The sequence below is a fragment of the Salinivibrio sp. PR5 genome (genome assembly GCF_001996085.1).
In the GTDB taxonomy this organism is placed as follows: Bacteria; Pseudomonadota; Gammaproteobacteria; order Enterobacterales; family Vibrionaceae; genus Salinivibrio; species Salinivibrio proteolyticus.
This window is the reverse complement of record NZ_MUFK01000006.1, coordinates 22197-41377: the sequence shown is the minus strand read 5'-3', so window position 1 is coordinate 41377 and position 19181 is coordinate 22197. Positions and strand designations below refer to the sequence as shown.

Sequence of the window (19181 nt, the reverse complement as noted above, 5' to 3'; positions counted from 1 at the left end):
CCACGACCGGTTGCTAACGCAACACTCGATTATCAGGATTAGCCAATGTATATGAGCACTGATGAGATCCGCACCGCGTTTCTCAAGTTCTTTGAAAGCAAAGGGCATCAGATTGTGCCCAGCTCATCGCTCGTGCCTGCCAATGATCCAACGCTTTTGTTCACCAACGCAGGTATGAACCAGTTTAAAGATACCTTTTTAGGGATCGAAAAACGTGACTACTCACGCGCCACCTCTGCGCAGCGTTGTGTACGAGCGGGCGGTAAGCACAACGACTTAGAAAATGTCGGCTTTACAGCACGTCATCACACCTTCTTTGAAATGCTAGGTAATTTCAGCTTCGGCGATTATTTCAAACAAGACGCGATTCAGTACGCGTGGGAATTTCTGACCGAAACGATTGGCCTGCCGACTGAAAAGCTACTAGTCACCGTTTATAAAACCGACGATGAAGCTTTCGATATCTGGCACAACACTATCGGTGTACCGGCTGATCGTATCGTGCGCATTGGTGATAAAGAGGGCGGTAAGCCTTACGAGTCAGACAACTTCTGGCAAATGGGTGACACTGGGCCTTGCGGCCCATGCTCTGAAATTTTCTACGATCATGGTGACCATATTTGGGGTGGACCTCCAGGCTCTCCAGAAGAAGACGGTGACCGTTTTATCGAGATCTGGAATATCGTTTTCATGCAGTTTAACCGTCAAGCTGACGGCACCATGGAAAACTTGCCGAAGCCATCGGTTGATACTGGTATGGGTATCGAGCGTATTGCGGCCATCAAGCAAAACGTTCATTCCAACTACGAAATTGATGTGTTCCAGCAACTGATCAAACAAGTGGCTGACAACATTGGTGTCGACGATTTGGGTAACCAATCGCTGCGAGTGGTGGCAGACCACATCCGTTCGTGCGCGTATCTGATTGTTGATGGCGTGATGCCATCCAATGAAGGCCGCGGTTACGTGTTGCGTCGCATCATTCGTCGTGCGGTGCGCCACGGTAACAAACTGGGCGCAAAAGGTGCCTTCTTCTACAAGCTCGTTGGCCCCTTGGCGGCGATTATGGGCACGGCTGGTGAAGCGCTGCGTGAGCAGCAAACCATGGTCGAAAAAGTACTTAAAATCGAAGAAGAAAACTTCGGTCGCACCCTTGAGCGTGGCATGGTCATGCTGGAAGAAGCCTTGGATAAAGTGCAAGGGGATGTGCTAGACGGCGAAACCGTCTTTAAGCTTTACGATACCTATGGCTTCCCGGCTGATTTAACCAACGATGTTGCCCGTGAGCGTGGCTATCGCATCGATGAAGACGGGTTTGAAGCGGCGATGGAAGCACAGCGCCAGCGTGCGCGCGAGGCGGGTCAGTTCGGTACTGATTACAACCAAGCCATCAAAGTGGAGCATGGTTCAGACTTCTGCGGTTACACTGGCACAGAGGGCGAAGGAAGCATTACCGAGATTTTTGTCGATGGTGCCTCTGTTGAGACGCTCGCATCGGGTGATCATGCGGTTGTGATTCTCGACCATACCCCTTTCTATGCCGAAGCGGGTGGTCAATGTGGTGACGCGGGTGTGCTGATTACCGAGCAAGGCCGCTTTGCAGTGACAGATACGCAAAAAGTTGGTCAGGCCATTGCGCACTACGGCAGTTTAGTAGAAGGGCAACTGCTTGTCGGTAGCACAGCGAAGGCGCAGGTTGATGCCGCGCGTCGTCAAGCTATTGCACTTAACCACTCTGCCACTCACTTACTTCACGCAGCCCTGCGTCAAGTCTTAGGTGAGCATGTGGCACAGAAAGGCTCGTTGGTTCGCCCAGACGGATTGCGTTTTGACTTCTCGCACCTAGAAGCGGTCAGTCACGACGAATTAAAAGCGGTTGAGCGAATCGTCAATGAGCAAATCCGCGCCAACCACAGCGTGCAAACTGATGTGATGAATATCGATGCGGCCAAACAAAAAGGGGCGATGGCTCTGTTTGGCGAAAAGTACGATGACAAAGTACGCGTGCTGACCATGGGTGACTTCTCCATCGAGCTATGTGGCGGTACGCACGCAAACCGTACCGGTGATATTGGCCTGTTTAAGATCACCTCTGAGGGTGGCATTGCTGCGGGTATACGCCGCATTGAAGCGATCACCGGACAAGATGCGATTGAGCATGTGTATCAGCAACAAGCTGACTATGAAGCCAAGCTTGACGATGCACACGGCAAAGCCAAGGCGCTTGAGAAGCAAATTCAGCAGCTTAAGCAAAAACTGGCGGCGCAAGAGAGTGCCGGGCTTATCAATCAAGTCCGAGAACTTAACGGTGTTAAAGTGCTTGTGAGCCAGCTCGATGGCGCAGATAACAAAGCGCTGCGTAGCATGGTTGACGACTTGAAAAACCAGATGGGTAGCGGGATTGTTCTGCTCGGTAACGTTGCCGATGGTAAAGTCGGTCTGATTGCCGGTGTGACCAAAGATCTGACTGGCAAAGTTAAAGCCGGTGAGTTAGTCAACCTTGTCGCGCAACAAGTCGGCGGCAAAGGTGGTGGTCGCCCAGATATGGCGCAAGCGGGCGGCAGTGATGTGGCTGCATTACCGCAAGCGATTCAATCTGTCGATGCATGGCTGGCAGAGCGCCTCTAATCGAGATCACAGCTAAGTGTTAAAGTCAAGAGGGTCGCCATAGGCGGCCCTTTTTTGTGATCTAGATTAATAATTGCACTTTTTTTTTGATTCTGTATAGTGCAACGCCTTAGGCAATGCGCTGGCGAGAAGACGTGATATGGCTTAGGTTTTACGTCCTTGCCAACCAGTGCAACACAGATTTCTCTTACACTGTTATCTCAGGTCAAGCGCTAACATCGCTAACGGCATGATGATAAAACAGTAAATTTCTCTGCCCTTTTCTGGATATGGCCTGATAATTCAGCCATAGTGTGTGTTGCGGCGTTTATTTAACCGTCGCATTAGCATCACGAGCAGGGAAATGGTCATACGATCACAGATACCGGGCCGGTACGCAGGCGGGTTATCTGGCTCAGACACTGATTGAATAAGTAAAAGATTGATACTCAAGGAGTAGAAGAATGCTGATTTTGACTCGCCGTGTTGGCGAAACTTTGATGATTGGTGATGAAGTCACCGTCACCGTCTTGGGTGTGAAAGGGAACCAAGTTCGCATCGGTGTGAACGCACCAAAAGAAGTCTCTGTACACCGTGAAGAAATTTACATGCGTATACAAGCAGAGAAAGGCACCCCAGCCGGTGGTCAGAACGACTACTAATTGAGTGCAGAAAAGGTCGACCTAGGTCGGCCTTTTTTATGCCAGAAAGTTGCAGCATAACTACGTCTAAACGACCAATAAACCAACAAAAAAGCCGACCTTTGGGTGATAATTGTCCATTTGTTTGGGGCTAAGCGATTTTTGCCCGAAAAGTGTTTGACATATTTGTGGCTCAAAGTAATATGTGCCCCCGCAGCGACGGTGAGGTGGCCGAGTGGCTGAAGGCGCTCCCCTGCTAAGGGAGTATACGGTTTGTAGCCGTATCGAGGGTTCGAATCCCTCCCTCACCGCCATGTTGCTGCAAGCAAGATAGATGTGCGTCCGTAGCTCAGCTGGATAGAGTACCTGGCTACGAACCAGGCGGTCGGAGGTTCGAATCCTCCCGGACGCGCCATTTACTTGTGGTGAGGTGGCCGAGTGGCTGAAGGCGCTCCCCTGCTAAGGGAGTATACGGTTTGTAGCCGTATCGAGGGTTCGAATCCCTCCCTCACCGCCATGACTTACAAGCCTGCCTTGTAAAACTGATGTGCGTCCGTAGCTCAGCTGGATAGAGTACCTGGCTACGAACCAGGCGGTCGGAGGTTCGAATCCTCCCGGACGCGCCATCACCCTTCACGGAAGACTTGCAAACGATGTTCAGGATGAACCGATTGTAGACACGCGCTCGTAGCTCAGCTGGATAGAGTACCTGGCTACGAACCAGGCGGTCGGAGGTTCGAATCCTCCCGAGCGCGCCATCTTCAATAATGCAAATCCGTCAGCGCGTCCGTAGCTCAGCTGGATAGAGTACCTGGCTACGAACCAGGCGGTCGGAGGTTCGAATCCTCCCGGACGCGCCATTTCTTTGCTTTAGTCCCAAATCCATCTCTCCTTATTGCTTGTCACCACTGCGGCAGTTCGCGTTATTCTCTCATCGATCGTTGTTGTAAATACCGACCGTTCAGTCTGTTTTTCTCGCTCATGTGACCTTCCTACTGGTCAATCCTTGTGATGCGTTCATTAACGCTTTCTCCTTTTATCAGACGCTAAACGCGATTGGCTGTGGAGAAGAAAAAGGTTTTTTCCAAAATTAGCACAATCATTTTGATTCCCGCATCGAAGCCCTTGCATAGACAAGCTCGCAATTCTGATAGACCCTCAGTACTCACCGTAAAATGTGCAATATATGCATTTACCTTTACGTAAACGTCATATGAAGCTTATCGCGTCTAGCGCGGTGATGACGTGCGTTGTCAGGTAACAAAAACGCAACACATCGATTGTCATTTATGCAAATAGTTAGTATTTTGACCGCAAACGATTAAATACCCCTTTAAACTCTGTGAGGAATCAAATCATTGTTAAAGGGGAATAGGTGACAAGGACGATAACCATGGAACTGGGCCCGCTTTTAGAACAGGCACTGATGCTCATGCTCACCGGCATGTCAGTGGTGTTCGTATTTCTTTCAATTCTGATTTTTCTGGTACGTCAGCTAGCTCGCTTTGGCGATCCTACCCCGCCTACGCCAGTATCGTCTGTCACGTCTACCCCCGTTAAAGCTAAGCCGGGAACATCCCCGGATGTGATTGCTGCGATTACTGTCGCTGTTCAGCAATATCGCCAACGCCAGCGTTGAGTGGTAAGGCACATATAAAAAAGGAGTTTGTTATGTCTACGCCGTTAGCTATTACCGATGTGGTGCTTCGTGATGCCCATCAGTCGTTGTTTGCCACGCGCCTGCGTTTGGACGATATGTTGCCGATTGCCGCCGAGCTTGATCAAATTGGGTTTTGGTCACTCGAAACATGGGGTGGAGCGACCTTTGACGCGTGTATTCGCTACTTGGGGGAAGATCCTTGGGTGCGCTTGCGCGAATTGAAAAAGGCGATGCCGAACACGCCAATGCAGATGTTGTTACGTGGGCAAAATTTGCTGGGATATCGCCACTATGCCGATGACGTGGTGCATAAATTTGTCGAACGTGCGCACGCCAACGGGATGGATGTATTCCGTATTTTTGATGCCATGAATGATGTGCGCAATTTCAAAGCGGCGGTCGGTGCCGCGGTAGAAGTCGGGGCACATGCACAAGGAACGATCTCGTATACCACAAGCCCTGTTCATACCTTGGATACATGGACAGATCTTGCCAAGCAATTGGAAGATTTAGGGTGTCATTCACTGTGTATTAAAGACATGTCTGGCTTGCTCAAACCCTATGAAGCCTATGAGCTGGTGAGTCGCATCAAATCGGCGTGTGATATCCCTTTATCGCTGCACTGTCACGCCACGACTGGCTTATCAACTGCAACGGCCATAAAAGCCGTTGAAGCAGGACTCGATGTGTTAGATACCGCGATTTCGTCGATGAGCCAGACCTATGGCCATACGCCAACGGAAACCGTGGTGGCTATGCTGGAGAACACAGAGCGCGATACGCAGCTCGACCTCAATAAGCTGGAATCTGTGGCTGCCTATTTTAGAACGGTACGGAAAAAGTATGCGCAGTTTGAAGGGCAGCTCAAGGGCGTCGACTCACGTATTCTGATCGCGCAAGTGCCGGGCGGCATGCTCACCAATATGGAAGGCCAGCTTAAAGAGCAAGGAGCGGCCGACCGCTTGGATGAGGTACTCGATGAGATCCCGCGTGTACGTGAAGATCTCGGTTATATTCCATTGGTCACACCTACCTCCCAAATTGTCGGCTCGCAAGCAGTGATTAATGTTCTGACTGGCGAGCGTTATAAGAGCATTACCAAAGAAACGGCGGCGCTACTTAAAGGCGAATATGGAAAAGCGCCCGCACCAGTCAATGCGAAGCTGCAAGCCCAAGTGCTGGATGGTGAAGCGCCGATTACTTGCCGCCCTGCAGATAAATTAGCGCCTGAGCTGGATGCGCTCACGCAGGCTCTGATTGAAAAAGCCGACGCCGAAAACGTATCTTTGGCAGACGACAAAATCGATGATGTCTTAACCTACGCGTTATTTCCGCAAGTGGGATGGAAGTTCTTACAAAATCGCGGTAACCCCGATGCCTTTGAACCTGCACCAACCGGTGAAGCAGAGCCTGCCTCTGTGGCCACCAAGCCGACGTCAGGCGGCGAGATTGAAACCTATAGCGTGCGTGTGAATGGGCAAGTCTTTAACGTAGATGTAGGTCCAGATGGCGCGTTAGGGGACATTCAGCCCAGCGCGTCGCCAGTGGTATCAGCTTCTCAACCTAGCGCCGTTCAACCACAAGGCGAACCCGTCACTGCTCCTTTAGCGGGTAACATCTTCAAAGTGATGGTATCGCCGGGTGAGCACGTGCAAGAAGGGGATGTATTGATTGTGCTCGAAGCGATGAAAATGGAGACCGAGGTCCGAGCGGCGCAAGCAGGCACAGTTCAGGATGTCCAAGTAAAAGAAGGCGATGCGGTGACCGTGGGTATGCCGCTATTGCACTTAGGGTAAGAGGGCAACATGGAAGGATTAATGATCTTGTGGTCAGAAACGGGCTTGGCAAACTTCCAATGGCCTCAGCTTGTGATGATCGCCGTCGGTTGCTTGTTGCTCTTTTTAGCCATTCGCCGTGGGTTTGAACCTTTGTTACTTTTGCCCATCGGGTTCGGGGCGATACTGGCGAACATTCCTAATGCCGGATTTAACGAGCCGGGCGGCTTGCTCTATTACGTCTATCATGTCGGCATCGATACGGGCGTCTTCCCGCTATTGATTTTTATGGGCGTTGGCGCGATGACCGATTTTGGCGCGCTGATTGCCAATCCGCGCACGCTGCTATTGGGCGCGGCGGCACAGTTCGGCATTTTTGCTACCTTGTTTGGTGCCATTTTGCTCAACTTGGTTCCCGGGATGGCATTTACGCTCAAGGATGCCGCCTCGATTGCCATTATTGGTGGTGCGGATGGGCCGACAGCAATCTTCCTCGCCAGCAAACTGTCGCCGGATTTGCTCGGTGCCATTGCAGTCGCCGCCTACAGTTACATGGCGCTTGTGCCGATTATTCAGCCTCCGATCATGAAGCTGTTTACCTCGGAAAAAGAGCGTCAAATCGAGATGAAGCAGCTACGCCATGTGTCGAAAACTGAGAAAGTGCTGTTTCCGCTGGCGGTATTAATGATGACCATCTTGTTCTTGCCGTCGGCAACACCGCTGGTCGGCATGTTCTGCCTCGGTAACTTGATGCGAGAATGTGGGGTTGTCGACCGTTTATCCGGCACCGCGCAAAATGAGCTGATTAACATTGTCACCATTTTCCTTGGCTTGGCGGTGGGCTCTAAATTAGAAGCGGATAAGTTTCTTCAGTTTGAGACGTTAGGCATTTTGGTACTCGGTGCTGTGGCATTCAGTATTGGGACTGGCGCCGGCGTGCTGATGGCAAAGCTGCTCAACCGCTTAAGCCGCGATCCTATCAATCCGCTGATTGGCGCAGCAGGCGTGTCGGCAGTGCCCATGGCGGCAAGGGTTGTCAACAAAGTTGGTTTAGATGCCAACCCTCACAACTTCTTGTTAATGCATGCCATGGGGCCCAATGTGGCCGGTGTGTTGGGCTCTGCGGTGGCTGCGGGTATCTTGTTGGCGTTGGTCGGATAACGCGCCCTGTCTTGTGACGAGAAAAGGCGAAAAGAAAACGGCGGTAGGCATTGTGTCTATCGCCGTTTTTGTTAAGACTAGAGGTTTACGCTTTGCGATTACGCAGTGCGTTGCTATGAAGCGATGAGTCAGGTGACTCAACCGGGCAACGGCATGCGAAAGGAGTCTTTATGTCGAACAATATATCTCTTGCGATCCCCCAATTTGGCGGACCTGAGGTGTTAACCGCCGTTAATCGTCCCATTCCGTCTCCGTCTGAAGAACAAGTGCTGATTCAGGTAAAAGCGGCAGGTGTGAATCCGATTGACGCAAAAACGCGTGCAGGCCTCGGCTGGGCCGCAGAGCATAACCAAGACAAATTGCCTTGGGTGCCTGGGTATGATGTCGCGGGTGTTGTGGTGGCTAATGGCACTAACGAAAGCAAGTTTGATGTGGGCGACCGCGTTGCCGGTATGATTGGCTTTCCCACTGATGGTGGCGGTTATAGCCAGTACGTAGTAGCTGACGCAGGATTACTCTCGACCGTTCCACCGAGTGTGCCTATGGTGGATGCCGCTGCCTTACCACTAGCAGGCCTCACTGCATGGCAAGCGCTCGAGCACGCGCAATTACGGGTAGACGAAAAAGTACTGATCTTGGCCGGTGCCGGTGGCGTGGGTCACTTGGCGGTGCAATTAGCGGTTCGAACTGGGGCGAATGTTTACGCGACCGCGTCGCCGTCCAATCATGATTTCTTGCGTCAGCTTGATGCAAAACCGGTTGATTATCACCAAACCCATTGGGCAACGGCTCATGGTGAATTTGATGTGCTGATTGATCTGGTTGGAGGAGAAACTGGGATTGATGCGCTCGCCAGTTTACGCACTGGCGGACGTGTGGTGACCGTGCCGACCAATACCCGCGATATGATTACCTCAGCAGCGGCCGAACGGGGCTTGAAAGCCACTGGGATGCTGGTGGAGCCCAATACATGGCAAACTCAGCGCCTACTCGACATGCTTGACCAAGGTGATTTACGGATTGATATTGCGGCTGTGTATCCGTTAGCGGAGGCTGCACAAGCACATATTGCCCTTGAAGACGGTCATACGCGTGGTAAACGCGTCCTCGAAATGCCGTCTGCATAAATGGATAAAAAGAGTGGTCATTCAGGGCCTAAACGCCTGAACCAATAGGGGAGTCTGCGGTCGAATGGGCGATTGGTCATCGCTGGTTATGTTGTTTGCAACCAGCTTTCTCAGTGCCACCTTGCTCCCGGGTGGCTCTGAAGCCAATATGGTGTATTTACTTCATCACCATAGCTACCCCGAAAGCGTCATTATTGCGATTGCCAGTGTGGGCAATACGCTAGGCGGTATGACCAACTATGCGATTGGTCGTTGGTTACCTGACTATCAACCCAAGCGGCGCTGGGATCGCCACGCGCAGGCGTGGTTAAAGCGATACGGTTATGCCGCATTATTGTTAAGTTGGGTGCCCGCCATTGGTGATCCCCTGTGTGTCGTCGCCGGGTGGCTACGTTTACGCCAGTCTTGGTGCTGGCTAGTTATTTTTTCTGCAAAAACAGCGCGCTACCTTATTCTTGTCTTGTCATATCATTGGGTAGCCGGGTAGGAAATTATCATATGCAACGTTTATTGCTTGTCTCGTTTTTTGTTCTTGCCTCACTGACAGGGTGTCAGTTACTTGGCCCAAAAGCCACGCCAACCCCTGAAGGTATTACTTGGATCAAAACCGTGTCGCCACCTGAGGGCAGCGCACAGGTGCCTTATCAAGAGTTTCGTCTCGATAACGGGCTGACCGTTCTGTTGCATCAAGACCACTCCGATCCTTTGGTGAAAGTCGATATGCGTTATCACGTCGGTTCATCCCGTGAAGCGCCGGGCAAATCGGGCTTTGCACACTTCTTTGAACACATGATGTTCGAAGGCTCCAAGCATGTGGATGATCACGGCAAACGGATCAAAGAAGTAGGGGGGTATAACAATGGCTCGACCGATCGCGATACCACTCAGTACTATCAAACCGTTCCCGCCAATGAGTTAGAGCGCGTGCTATGGCTTGAGTCGGACCGAATGGGCTTTTTGCTAGAAGCTGTCTCACAACGTAAATTTGAAGTGCAGCGTGATACGGTGAAAAACGAACGCGCTTATCGTATCGATAATGCGCCCTATGGCCGTGTTAATGAAACCATTAATCAAGCGCTTTATCCTGAAGGACACCCCTATTCTTGGCCTGTGATTGGCTATGTTGAGGATCTTGATCGCGTCGATGTGGGGGATTTGAAACAATTTTTCCTACGCTGGTACGGACCAAACAATGCCACTTTGACCATCGGTGGAGATATTGATGTACAACAAACGCTGGCTTGGGTGAACAAATACTTCGGTGATATTCCTGCTGGCCCAGAAGTGGCTGACCCTGAACCACAACCCGTCACGCTTGAGGCGGACCGCTATGTCACCTTGGAAGACCAAATCTCCCAACCCGTATTGGTCATTACCTTTCCAACCGGTACGCCAGACACAGATACCAGTACCCGCTTAGGCGTCCTTGCCAGCGTGCTTGGACAAGATCGTGATAGCCTGCTTTATCAGTCCTTGGTGCAGTCAGGTAAGCTGTTGAGCGCGGGCGCTTCTCACCGTTGCGGTGAGCTTGCTTGTACGTTTGAACTTTATGGTGTAGGTGGCCAGCAGCAATCATTGGCTGAGGTTGAAACCCTGTTGATGGACGCGCTTGCGACCTTTGAACAACAAGGGGTATCGAAGGCAAGTATTGCCCGCATCAAAACCATGGCTGAAGCGGATGACATTTTCGCGCTGCAAAGTGTGGACGGTAAAGTCGAGCAGTTGGCCAGCGACTTCAGTTTATTTGGTGATGCTAATCGCTTAGAAGCACGTTTAGCGCGTCTTGAGGCGGTGACCCCTGAAAACGTGATGGAAAGTTTCCACCGCTGGGTGAAAGGTAAGCCTGCCGTGTATCTGAGTGTCGTGCCTTACGAGCGTACGGATTTGGTGGCGAAGCCAGCTAACTTTGTGTATCAGCGCCCCGACTACGCGCAAAGCGTCGCGCCTTCACAAGAGAAGCTGCCCCCCCGTCGTACGCCGGAAAATATCGATCGCACCCAAGTGCCTCCAGCGTCCGGTAGTGTGACGGTGAACGTGCCGAAGATTTATCGTGCGGACCTCGATAATGGCATTCATCTCGCTGGGACGGAGAGTCGCGAAACCCCTACTGTCACTCTATATATGACCTTGCCTGCCGGTACCTTAATGGAGCCGAATGACAAGCGTGGTCTCGCCAACCTTACTGCCCAAATGGTCACCGAAGGTGGGGCGGGGATGACCGCGGCGGAGTTAACCCAAGCTTTGAAGCAATTGGGGAGTCAGGCGAGTATTGAAGCCGATGAGCATGAAACCTATATCACGATTACTGCGCTGAAAAAACATGTGGATGAAACCCTGCAACTCGTTCACAAAGCGTTAAGTGCGCCTACCTTCTCCGAGCAAGACTTCACGCGGGTAAAAGCGCAACTGCTGGAAGTGATGGCCTCGCGTGCCGATGATGCCAGCTGGCTTGCAGACCAAGCTACTCGAGAGCTCTTGTTCCAAGACGCGGTATTCCGGTCACCACGAGGTGGCGTAATGGAAGATATTGAGGCACTGACCATCGATGATGTACGTGCGTTTTATCGCCAACACTATGTATTGAAAGGCAGCCAGCTCGTGGTCGTGGGGGATGTGTCACGCGATCAAGCCGTGACGTTGGCGAACCAAATAACACCGTGGCAAGAGGCGCCTCGTTCGCAGCCTCAAATCGCCCGCGCGGTTCCTCGGGATGAAAAACAGCCACAAATTTGGCTTGTAGATAAACCGAAAGCGCCGCAAACCAGTATCCGTATGGTGCGCCACGGTATGCCTTATGATGCGACCGGCGAGATGTTTATCACACGCCTGGCCAACTTTAACCTTGGCGGCAACTTCAACTCACGTATTAATCAGAACCTGCGCCAAGATAAAGGCTATACCTATGGCGCTGGTGGCGGTGTGTACAGTGGGCGTCAACTCGGCACCATTGAGTTTGATGCTGATGTCCGTGCGGACGCGACGGTTGATGCAATCAACCAGCTTTGGCAGGAAATGGCCAATGCGGCGGAAAATGGTTTTACACCGCAAGAGCTCGCTTACCTGCGCCAATCGAGCGGGCAACAAGATGCGCTGAGCTATGAAACCCCGTGGGAAAAGGCAGGTTTAATTGCCCATGTTGAGGAATTTGGCTTGCCCGACAACTACCGCGATGAGCAGCAAGCGATCATTCAGACAATTGATCTTGAACGCTTAAATCAGGCAGCGAGACGTTGGTTTAATCCGAATGACTATCAAATCATCGTTGTCGGAGATGCCGAACAGCTTGCGCCAGAGCTCAAAGCGCTTGGTTTGCCGGTGAATCCGCTTACGCTTGAGTATCGCTAACGCCGCTTCGAGTAAACACATGTCGCTGCGTGATGGCTTTTGAGTGATAGCTTGTTTATCCTAACCCGTCACGCAGCACAAAGATAAGAGAAACGTTTTGACTGATTTCACCCAGCGGTTAGCGCGTTTGGCGCAAAACCCAGAAGCATTAAAGGGGATTGGCCGAGGACTGGAGCGTGAAGCCTTACGGATCACGCCAACCGGGCACTTGGCACAGACGCCGCATCCAGATGCACTTGGCTCAGCGCTAACGCATCGATGGATCACTACGGACTTTGCGGAGTCTTTGTTGGAATTTATTACGCCCGTCAATACATCGGTCAACGGAATGCTCGATGAGCTGCAAGACATTCACCGTTTTACTTACAAGCAAATGGGTGACGAGCAGCTATGGCCCATGTCCATGCCATGTGTGGTCGCCTCTGAAGACGATATTACCTTGGCACAATATGGCAGCTCGAATATCGGGCGGATGAAAACACTTTATCGCCAAGGGCTCAAACATCGCTATGGCAGTGTGATGCAAGTGATTTCTGGGGTGCATTTTAATATCTCCCTCCCAGAGACGTTTTGGCAGCATCTCTACCACACGGAGTCCGTGACGCAAGCCCAAGTCACGCAAGGCTATTTTGATCTTATCCGTAACTACTACCGTCACGGTTGGATGATCCCGTACTTGTTTGGTGCGTCACCTGCCTTGTGTGGCACTTTTATTAAGCATGCACAGACCCGGTTGCCGTTTGAGCATTTGCCCTCAGGCACCTGTTATTTGCCGTATGCAACCTCATTGCGTCTCAGTGATTTAGGCTATACCAACAACGCACAAGCCGAGCTAAGAATCGGCTTTAATACCCTTGAGCAATATTTGGAAGGGCTGCGCAGTGCGATTCGCACCCCTTCTCACGAGTTTGCCAAACTTGGGATCCGTGATGGTGACAGCTATCGCCAGCTCAATACCAATGTCTTGCAGATAGAGAATGAACTCTATGCGCCTATCCGTCCGAAACGCAATGCGAAAAGTGGTGAAAAGCCCACAGAAGCGCTAGATCGTGCCGGTGTCGAGTACATTGAAGTGCGCTCGCTAGATGTTAACCCTTACAGTCCGGTTGGTATTGAACAAGACCAAATCCATTTCTTAGATCTGTTTGTAAGTTGGTGCGCGCTCTCACCGTCAGACCCGATGACGGATGCGGAGCTCAACTGCTGGCGCGAGAACTGGAACAAGATCGTGATTGAGGGACGTAAGCCAGGCTTATTACTCACTACCGGATGTAACGGCCATCAGCGCTCACAAGCGGAGTGGGGTTTGCAAGTGATGGCTGAGCTCAAACAATTGGCTGTCGTGATGGACCGAGCGGTGGGCGATAATCGCTACGAAACCGTCTGCGATAAAATGATGGCTTGCTTTGACAACCCTGAACTCACCCTCTCTGGGCGCTTGCTAGCCGATATTATTGCCCAAGGTGGTATTGGTAATGTGGGCTTAGGGTTAGCCAGTGCGCACAAGACAGCGCTGAGAGGCGATGACTATCGTGTCCACAGTGATGCGGAATTTTTGCAAGAAGCAGATGCCAGTATCGCCCGTCAAAAAGATGTCGAAGCCAGTGACACTCTCAGCTTTGAGGCCTTCTTGAAAGACTATTTCAAAGATGTGCCAATGGCAGAAAGCTGGTAAATCGGAGGATGACTTGGGTGCGTTTTAGGCGAATTTTCGCGGCACTAGGGGCGGTATTATTGCTGTCTAGCTGTGCAACGCCCCCGCCGGATAATCCAAATAACCTATGTGCGATTTTTGATCAGAATCCAGATTGGTTTGAAGCGGCGGTGGAGATGGAAAAGGCGTGGGGAACACCCATCCAAGTCGCGATGGCCTTCGTGAAACAAGAGAGTGCGTTTGTCCATGATGCTTTGCCGCCTCGCGATTATGTCCTAGGCATTTTGCCTTGGGGACGTGTGAGTAGTGCCTATGGGTATGCACAAGCGCAAGACCCAGCATGGTCGGACTATCAAAAGGCAACCGGTAATGGCGGCTCGCGCACCAACTTCGATGATGCATTGCAATTTATTGGTTGGTACACCAACGAAACCTATCGTCAACTCGGTGTGTCTAAATGGGATGTGTACCGACAATATTTGGCTTACCATGAAGGACGCGGCGGTTTTCAGCGCGGCTCTTTTGAGCGCAAACCCGGACTCAAACGCGTCGCGCGAAAAGTAGAGCAGCAAGCCAAGGACTATGGCTGGCAGCTTAAAGGCTGTCGGCAACGTTTAGAGGACAATCTGAGCTGGTGGCCTTTCTAAGCCACAGTGATGAATTAAAAGGAGGGCAAAATGCCGTTATTGGATAGTTTTACGGTCGACCATACCCGTATGAATGCACCTGCAGTGCGCGTGGCTAAAACGATGAAAACGCCCGGTGGTGATACGATCACCGTGTTCGATCTGCGCTTTTGCCGACCCAATGAAGAGATCTTGACGGAAAAAGGCATCCATACGTTGGAACACTTGTTTGCAGGCTTTATGCGCAAGCACTTAAATAGCAAGGATGTTGAGATCATTGATATCTCCCCGATGGGATGTCGGACGGGCTTTTATATGAGCTTGATTGGTGAACCTAAAGAAAGCGACGTGGGACGCGCTTGGGAAGCGGCGATGGAAGATGTATTGACGGTACCGTCGCAAGATAAAATCCCAGAGCTGAATGAGTACCAATGCGGCACCTATGCAATGCATTCTCTCTCTGAGGCGAAGGATATTGCACGTGCGATCATTGATGCTGGGATCACCGTGAATAAAAACGATGATCTGTCGCTACCTGAGTCGATGCTACAAACCTTACGTGTGGATTAAGGTCGTTGCATAGATAGATACGACATTGAATACGAAGAAGTAGACATTCAGGCGCCACCGTCCGGTGGCGTTTTTTATACTATTGACCTCTTTCTTTGCTATGTCACCAGCTACCGCCATTGGGAATAAAAACCCGAATGTCTTAATTGTTGGATAAATTACGTGAAGGGGTATGCGCGATTGCAGCTTTTTTGCTTAATGAAGCACGCTTCTGAAGTTCGGTGCTGTGCAATGTGCGGGTATTCGCTAAGCTGATAGGTATCTGGCAAGTAATAAGGTAGTGAGACCCAACGTGAAATTAAGTAAGTGGCAACCCACTCATCTCAATATTGTTCGTGCAATATGTGGCGTCATTATCTGGATGATGACGCCTAGCGCGCTGGCTGCCCTTAATGATTACTGGTCTTACAGTGAATACCTCGACCTTCATCCTGAACAAAATGCGCTGACTGAGCAACTTGATCGCCAAGTGCAAGCAGAGCCGGAGCCGCTCAAGACGTCTCCTAAAACGATTAAAATCTCAGTCGTCGTGCCGGGAGAGCAGATTTCGGATTACTGGCAGCGCAATATCCTCGCTTTAGAGCGCCGGCTGCAAGCGCTGAATATCCCGTATGAATTGGAGCAAGTGACCACACGGCCCAACAACGATATTCGCGAGCAAAGTGCTTCCTTGTTCGCAGCACTTCGTGACGGTGCAGACTACCTGATTTTTACTCTCAACAGTGTTCGCCATCGTAAATTTATTAACCATGTATTGTCGCAAAACAAAACCAAGCTGATCCTGCAAAATATCACCACACCAGTTAAGTCGTGGCAGGGTAATCAGCCATTTCTTTATGTTGGTTTTGACCACCAAGAAGGAAGCTTAGCGTTAGCAGACTATTTTAGTACCCGTTACCCGCAAGGCGCCTCTTATTCGGTGCTGTATTTTTCTCAAGGCTATGTCAGTGATGCGCGTGGCGATACATTCATCGATGCGATGAATAACCACAGTCACAATCACCTGTTGTCCGCTTACTACACCAAAGGTGACCAAGCGTCAGGCTATGAAGCGGCTAAAGCAATATTAAACAATAACTCAGCCCTCGATTTTATTTACGCATGCGCTACGGACGTGGCCTTTGGTGCAATTGATGCGCTTGAAGAATTGAATCGGCATGAGGTCGTGATCAATGGCTGGGGGGGCGGTTCAGCAGAGCTTGACGCCCTACAACGTGGCGACCTAGACGTTACTGTGATGCGAATGAATGATGACACAGGTGTGGCAATGGCTGAGGCGATTAAACGCGATCTGCAGGATCAGCCTGTGCCCGTGGTATACTCAGGCCGATTTGAAATTGTCACGAAAGAGGACAGTCCTGAGCGTATTAATGTGCTCAAGAAGCAGGCTTTCAGATACTCGGATTAGCGCATCATGACCATGTCAGGCTCCAAAAAACTGTCACTTTCACAGCTACTCACGCGTCTTATCGTAGTGTTTTTCTTGTTTGTGACCGTGGGCGTTTATGTCCAGAGTTATCAGCTGACGTTGGCGGGTATTAATCAGGAAGTGACGCGCACGCTGACACAAACGTCACGCCTGTTACAGAATGTGTTTGATAGTCGCCTAGACTCGCTGCAGATCCACCAAAATACCAATGCATCCAGTATGACATTGCAAGCCTTGGTAGCACGAGGCGATCGGATTGCTCTCGATGACTATTTTATCGAGCAAGAGCAGCAAGATGCCGCCAATACCCCTGATTTCCGATTTATTGCCCGTGATGGCGAGTTGCTATGGCACGATGGCAGTAGCCTTTTTCATGGCATTGATGACAAAGGGCTTGAGCGCTTGCGCGCACAGCTGCGAGATATCAACCGCTGGACACTGACCACCATTACTACCGAGATGGAGCAGGGGTATGTGCTTATGCGTAAAACCCCGATCGTTTTCCAAGCCAGTGGTAAGTTGGGCGGTTACCTGTATGTTGCGGTGATGCTCAATGGCAATTTTTCTTTTGCCAAAAGTCTGCAGCGAGCCAGTGGTACGCAAGCCGTTTGGCTATCGGTTAAAGAGTTAACGCTCGCTTCCACACTGACCGGGGATGATAATTTCGCTAACGAACTCACCTTACCCACTAAGGGGAGTAGCCAAGCGTTTCGCAACTATCTTATCAGTCACGCTAATTTGCGTATTGAAGGGGAAAACTCAAACATCGCCGTACTGTCGGCGCAACGCAATGACAATGTACTCGCGTTACAGCGTCAAATGGGGATCAACCTTTTACTTACCACGTTAGTGATTTTAGTGGCGGCTATTTGGGTCAACCGGTTTGTAAAAACCCGTATTGCTGGCTCACTCGATAAGTTGATGCGTTATACCTTGGGCGCGACCTCACGCCAGCGAACCTTGCCTTTTGCGGGCTCTGATATTGAAGAGTTTGATCACATCGGTCAGACACTCGAATCGACATTTGATGCCCTTTACGAAAAAGAGCGGTCATTGCAGGATTTGTTTGATTATGCGCTTTCACCCATTATTGTTTGGGATACCGACTTTGCCATCACGCGGATTAACCCGGCGGCCAAATTAAAACTGAATTATGATGCCGATGCGCAGCAAACGAGCTGGATGTACATGCAGTTTATGCGCGCTATCTCGCCGTATCTCAAGCGTGCCGTCGATGGTACCATTCTTAAAGGCGTCAATATCCATATCAATAACCGCGTGTATCGTTGGAACCTTGCCCCTTTGATGGTCGATAACCAAGTCAAAGCTGTCATCGGGCAAGGGCAGGAAATTACGTCGTTGATTGAAGCAGAGCAGCAAAGTCAACGTGCCAAAGAAGCGGCAGAAGCCTCCGCCCGAGCAAAATCAGAATTCCTCGCTAAGATGAGCCATGAGATCCGGACACCGCTCAATGGCATTCTGGGCATTACCCAAATACTCAGCGATAAAGTGGAAGATAAAGCGCAGAGCGAGCTATTGGGAAGTTTGTACCAAAGTGGTGAGCACTTACTGACTGTTCTGAATGATATTTTGGACCTGTCCAAAATTGAGCAAGGTAAGATGACCATCGAGTACGGTGATTTTTATTTGCACGATATCATCAGTACGGTAGAAAACATCTATACGCCGCTATGCGAAAGTAAGCGTATTGGACTGATTATTGAGTCTAACCTAGCAGACGACACCGTGATACGCTCTGATCAATCACGCTTGACCCAAATACTGTTTAACTTGATGAGTAACGCGGTGAAGTTTACCCATCAGGGTAATGTGGCGCTTGAAGTCAAACTTACCCCAATGGAGGGGGCTCAGCACCGCTTGATTATAAAAGTGCAAGATTCAGGGGTGGGCATGAGTGCAGACGCACTCGACACCTTATTCGATCCTTTCGTTCAAGCTGACTCAAGTGTGACGCGCAAATACGGCGGCAGTGGATTGGGGCTTTCCATCGTCAAGAGCCTGCTCGACTTACTCGGCGGTACGATTGAGGTGTCCAGTGAAGCGGAGAAAGGCAGCTGCTTTACGCTGACGGTGCCAGTCGAACATGTAGATAATAAACCTAAAACCATGGTGGAAAGCACCGTGTTTGACGCCAAACAGGCGGGCATTCAGCGCGTGCTGTTAGTGGAAGATAACAAGATTAATGCGATGGTGGCACAAGCGTTCTGCAAAAAACACGACATCAGCGTGGATTGGGTAAAAGATGGTGAGCAAGCACTTACATCTTTACGCGAAAGCACCTATGATCTTGTGTTGATGGATAACCAAATGCCCAATTTGGGTGGCATTGATGCCACTAAGGCTATTCGCCAAGATCTAGGGCTTAATGTGCCGGTTTATGCGTGTACTGCCGATGCATATGGCAGTGTGCATGAAGCCTTTTATGAGGCCGGGGCAAATTATGTGATTGTCAAACCCATCAAAGAAGACAGCTTTGTTGAAGCGTTGCGTTATTACCAAACTGAGCACCAAGCAATGGTAGAGCAGAGCCCCGCTGATCAGTGAGAGGTTTGCGTATAAGGTCAA

Annotated in this window: 13 protein-coding genes and 6 tRNA genes; all 19 read left to right on the top strand. The window is 50.7% G+C overall.

Annotated elements, in window-relative coordinates; genetic code table 11:
- The first annotated feature begins 45 nt into the window (after nt 1-45).
- The 19 genes from alaS (at nt 46) to BZG82_RS04170 (ending at nt 19160) form a co-directional block, all read left to right on the top strand.
- Nucleotides 46-2628 carry an alanine--tRNA ligase gene (gene alaS, locus BZG82_RS04260; RefSeq protein WP_077765235.1) on the top strand — a complete coding sequence of 861 codons (2583 nt, stop codon included), beginning with the start codon at nt 46-48 and terminating at the stop codon, nt 2626-2628.
- A gap of 443 nt (nt 2629-3071) precedes the next feature.
- Nucleotides 3072-3269, top strand: coding sequence for a carbon storage regulator CsrA (gene csrA / locus BZG82_RS04255; protein WP_069591103.1), 198 nt, complete (start codon nt 3072-3074; stop codon nt 3267-3269).
- 200 nt (nt 3270-3469) lie between these two features.
- A tRNA-Ser gene (locus BZG82_RS04250) sits at nt 3470-3562 on the top strand.
- 24 nt (nt 3563-3586) lie between these two features.
- A tRNA-Arg gene (locus tag BZG82_RS04245) sits at nt 3587-3663 on the top strand.
- Nucleotides 3664-3672: 9 nt separating this feature from the next.
- Nucleotides 3673-3765 (top strand) — tRNA-Ser (locus BZG82_RS04240).
- A 32-nt stretch (nt 3766-3797) separates the two neighbouring features.
- Nucleotides 3798-3874: transfer RNA gene (locus tag BZG82_RS04235), tRNA-Arg, on the top strand.
- A 55-nt stretch (nt 3875-3929) separates the two neighbouring features.
- Nucleotides 3930-4006 (top strand) — tRNA-Arg (locus BZG82_RS04230).
- Nucleotides 4007-4031: 25 nt separating this feature from the next.
- A tRNA-Arg gene (locus BZG82_RS04225) sits at nt 4032-4108 on the top strand.
- A 533-nt stretch (nt 4109-4641) separates the two neighbouring features.
- Nucleotides 4642-4887 carry an OadG family protein gene (locus tag BZG82_RS04220; RefSeq protein WP_077765234.1) on the top strand — a complete coding sequence of 82 codons (246 nt, stop codon included), beginning with the start codon at nt 4642-4644 and terminating at the stop codon, nt 4885-4887.
- 32 nt (nt 4888-4919) lie between these two features.
- A complete protein-coding gene (oadA, locus tag BZG82_RS04215; RefSeq protein WP_077663000.1) occupies nt 4920-6704 on the top strand; it encodes a sodium-extruding oxaloacetate decarboxylase subunit alpha in 1785 nt (594 codons plus the stop codon).
- 9 nt (nt 6705-6713) lie between these two features.
- A complete protein-coding gene (locus tag BZG82_RS04210) occupies nt 6714-7844 on the top strand; it encodes a sodium ion-translocating decarboxylase subunit beta (RefSeq protein WP_077765233.1) in 1131 nt (376 codons plus the stop codon).
- Nucleotides 7845-8014: 170 nt separating this feature from the next.
- Nucleotides 8015-8971: an NADP-dependent oxidoreductase gene (locus BZG82_RS04205; protein WP_077765232.1), complete on the top strand. Its 957-nt coding sequence runs from the start codon at nt 8015-8017 to the stop codon at nt 8969-8971.
- Between the two features lie 64 nt (nt 8972-9035).
- Nucleotides 9036-9458 (top strand): YqaA family protein, encoded by a 423-nt coding sequence (locus BZG82_RS04200; protein ID WP_077479396.1) that lies wholly within the window; start codon nt 9036-9038, stop codon nt 9456-9458.
- Nucleotides 9459-9469: 11 nt separating this feature from the next.
- Nucleotides 9470-12316 (top strand): M16 family metallopeptidase, encoded by a 2847-nt coding sequence (locus tag BZG82_RS04195; protein WP_077765231.1) that lies wholly within the window; start codon nt 9470-9472, stop codon nt 12314-12316.
- 97 nt (nt 12317-12413) lie between these two features.
- Complete coding sequence (gene gshA / locus BZG82_RS04190) at nt 12414-13991, top strand: glutamate--cysteine ligase (protein WP_077479394.1); 1578 nt, start codon at nt 12414-12416, stop codon at nt 13989-13991.
- A gap of 17 nt (nt 13992-14008) precedes the next feature.
- A complete protein-coding gene (locus BZG82_RS04185; protein ID WP_415752737.1) occupies nt 14009-14617 on the top strand; it encodes a transglycosylase SLT domain-containing protein in 609 nt (202 codons plus the stop codon).
- 30 nt (nt 14618-14647) lie between these two features.
- On the top strand, nt 14648-15166 hold the full coding sequence (gene luxS / locus BZG82_RS04180) for an S-ribosylhomocysteine lyase (RefSeq protein ID WP_077479392.1): 519 nt from the start codon (nt 14648-14650) through the stop codon (nt 15164-15166).
- A gap of 361 nt (nt 15167-15527) precedes the next feature.
- Complete coding sequence (locus BZG82_RS04175) at nt 15528-16574, top strand: substrate-binding domain-containing protein (RefSeq protein ID WP_077765256.1); 1047 nt, start codon at nt 15528-15530, stop codon at nt 16572-16574.
- A 6-nt stretch (nt 16575-16580) separates the two neighbouring features.
- On the top strand, nt 16581-19160 hold the full coding sequence (locus BZG82_RS04170; protein WP_077765230.1) for a LuxQ periplasmic sensor domain-containing protein: 2580 nt from the start codon (nt 16581-16583) through the stop codon (nt 19158-19160).
- The last annotated feature ends 21 nt before the right edge of the window (nt 19161-19181 follow it).

Excerpts from the sequence above, each read along its gene's own strand:
- alaS (WP_077765235.1), top strand. The coding sequence starts at position 46 with ATGTATATGAGCACTGATGAGATCCGCACCGCGTTTCTCAAGTTCTTT.
- csrA (WP_069591103.1), top strand. The coding sequence starts at position 3,072 with ATGCTGATTTTGACTCGCCGTGTTGGCGAAACTTTGATGATTGGTGAT.
- BZG82_RS04220 (WP_077765234.1), top strand. The coding sequence starts at position 4,642 with ATGGAACTGGGCCCGCTTTTAGAACAGGCACTGATGCTCATGCTCACC.
- oadA (WP_077663000.1), top strand. The coding sequence starts at position 4,920 with ATGTCTACGCCGTTAGCTATTACCGATGTGGTGCTTCGTGATGCCCAT.
- BZG82_RS04210 (WP_077765233.1), top strand. The coding sequence starts at position 6,714 with ATGGAAGGATTAATGATCTTGTGGTCAGAAACGGGCTTGGCAAACTTC.
- BZG82_RS04205 (WP_077765232.1), top strand. The coding sequence starts at position 8,015 with ATGTCGAACAATATATCTCTTGCGATCCCCCAATTTGGCGGACCTGAG.
- BZG82_RS04200 (WP_077479396.1), top strand. The coding sequence starts at position 9,036 with ATGGGCGATTGGTCATCGCTGGTTATGTTGTTTGCAACCAGCTTTCTC.
- BZG82_RS04195 (WP_077765231.1), top strand. The coding sequence starts at position 9,470 with ATGCAACGTTTATTGCTTGTCTCGTTTTTTGTTCTTGCCTCACTGACA.
- luxS (WP_077479392.1), top strand. The coding sequence starts at position 14,648 with ATGCCGTTATTGGATAGTTTTACGGTCGACCATACCCGTATGAATGCA.
- BZG82_RS04175 (WP_077765256.1), top strand. The coding sequence starts at position 15,528 with ATGATGACGCCTAGCGCGCTGGCTGCCCTTAATGATTACTGGTCTTAC.
- BZG82_RS04170 (WP_077765230.1), top strand. The coding sequence starts at position 16,581 with ATGACCATGTCAGGCTCCAAAAAACTGTCACTTTCACAGCTACTCACG.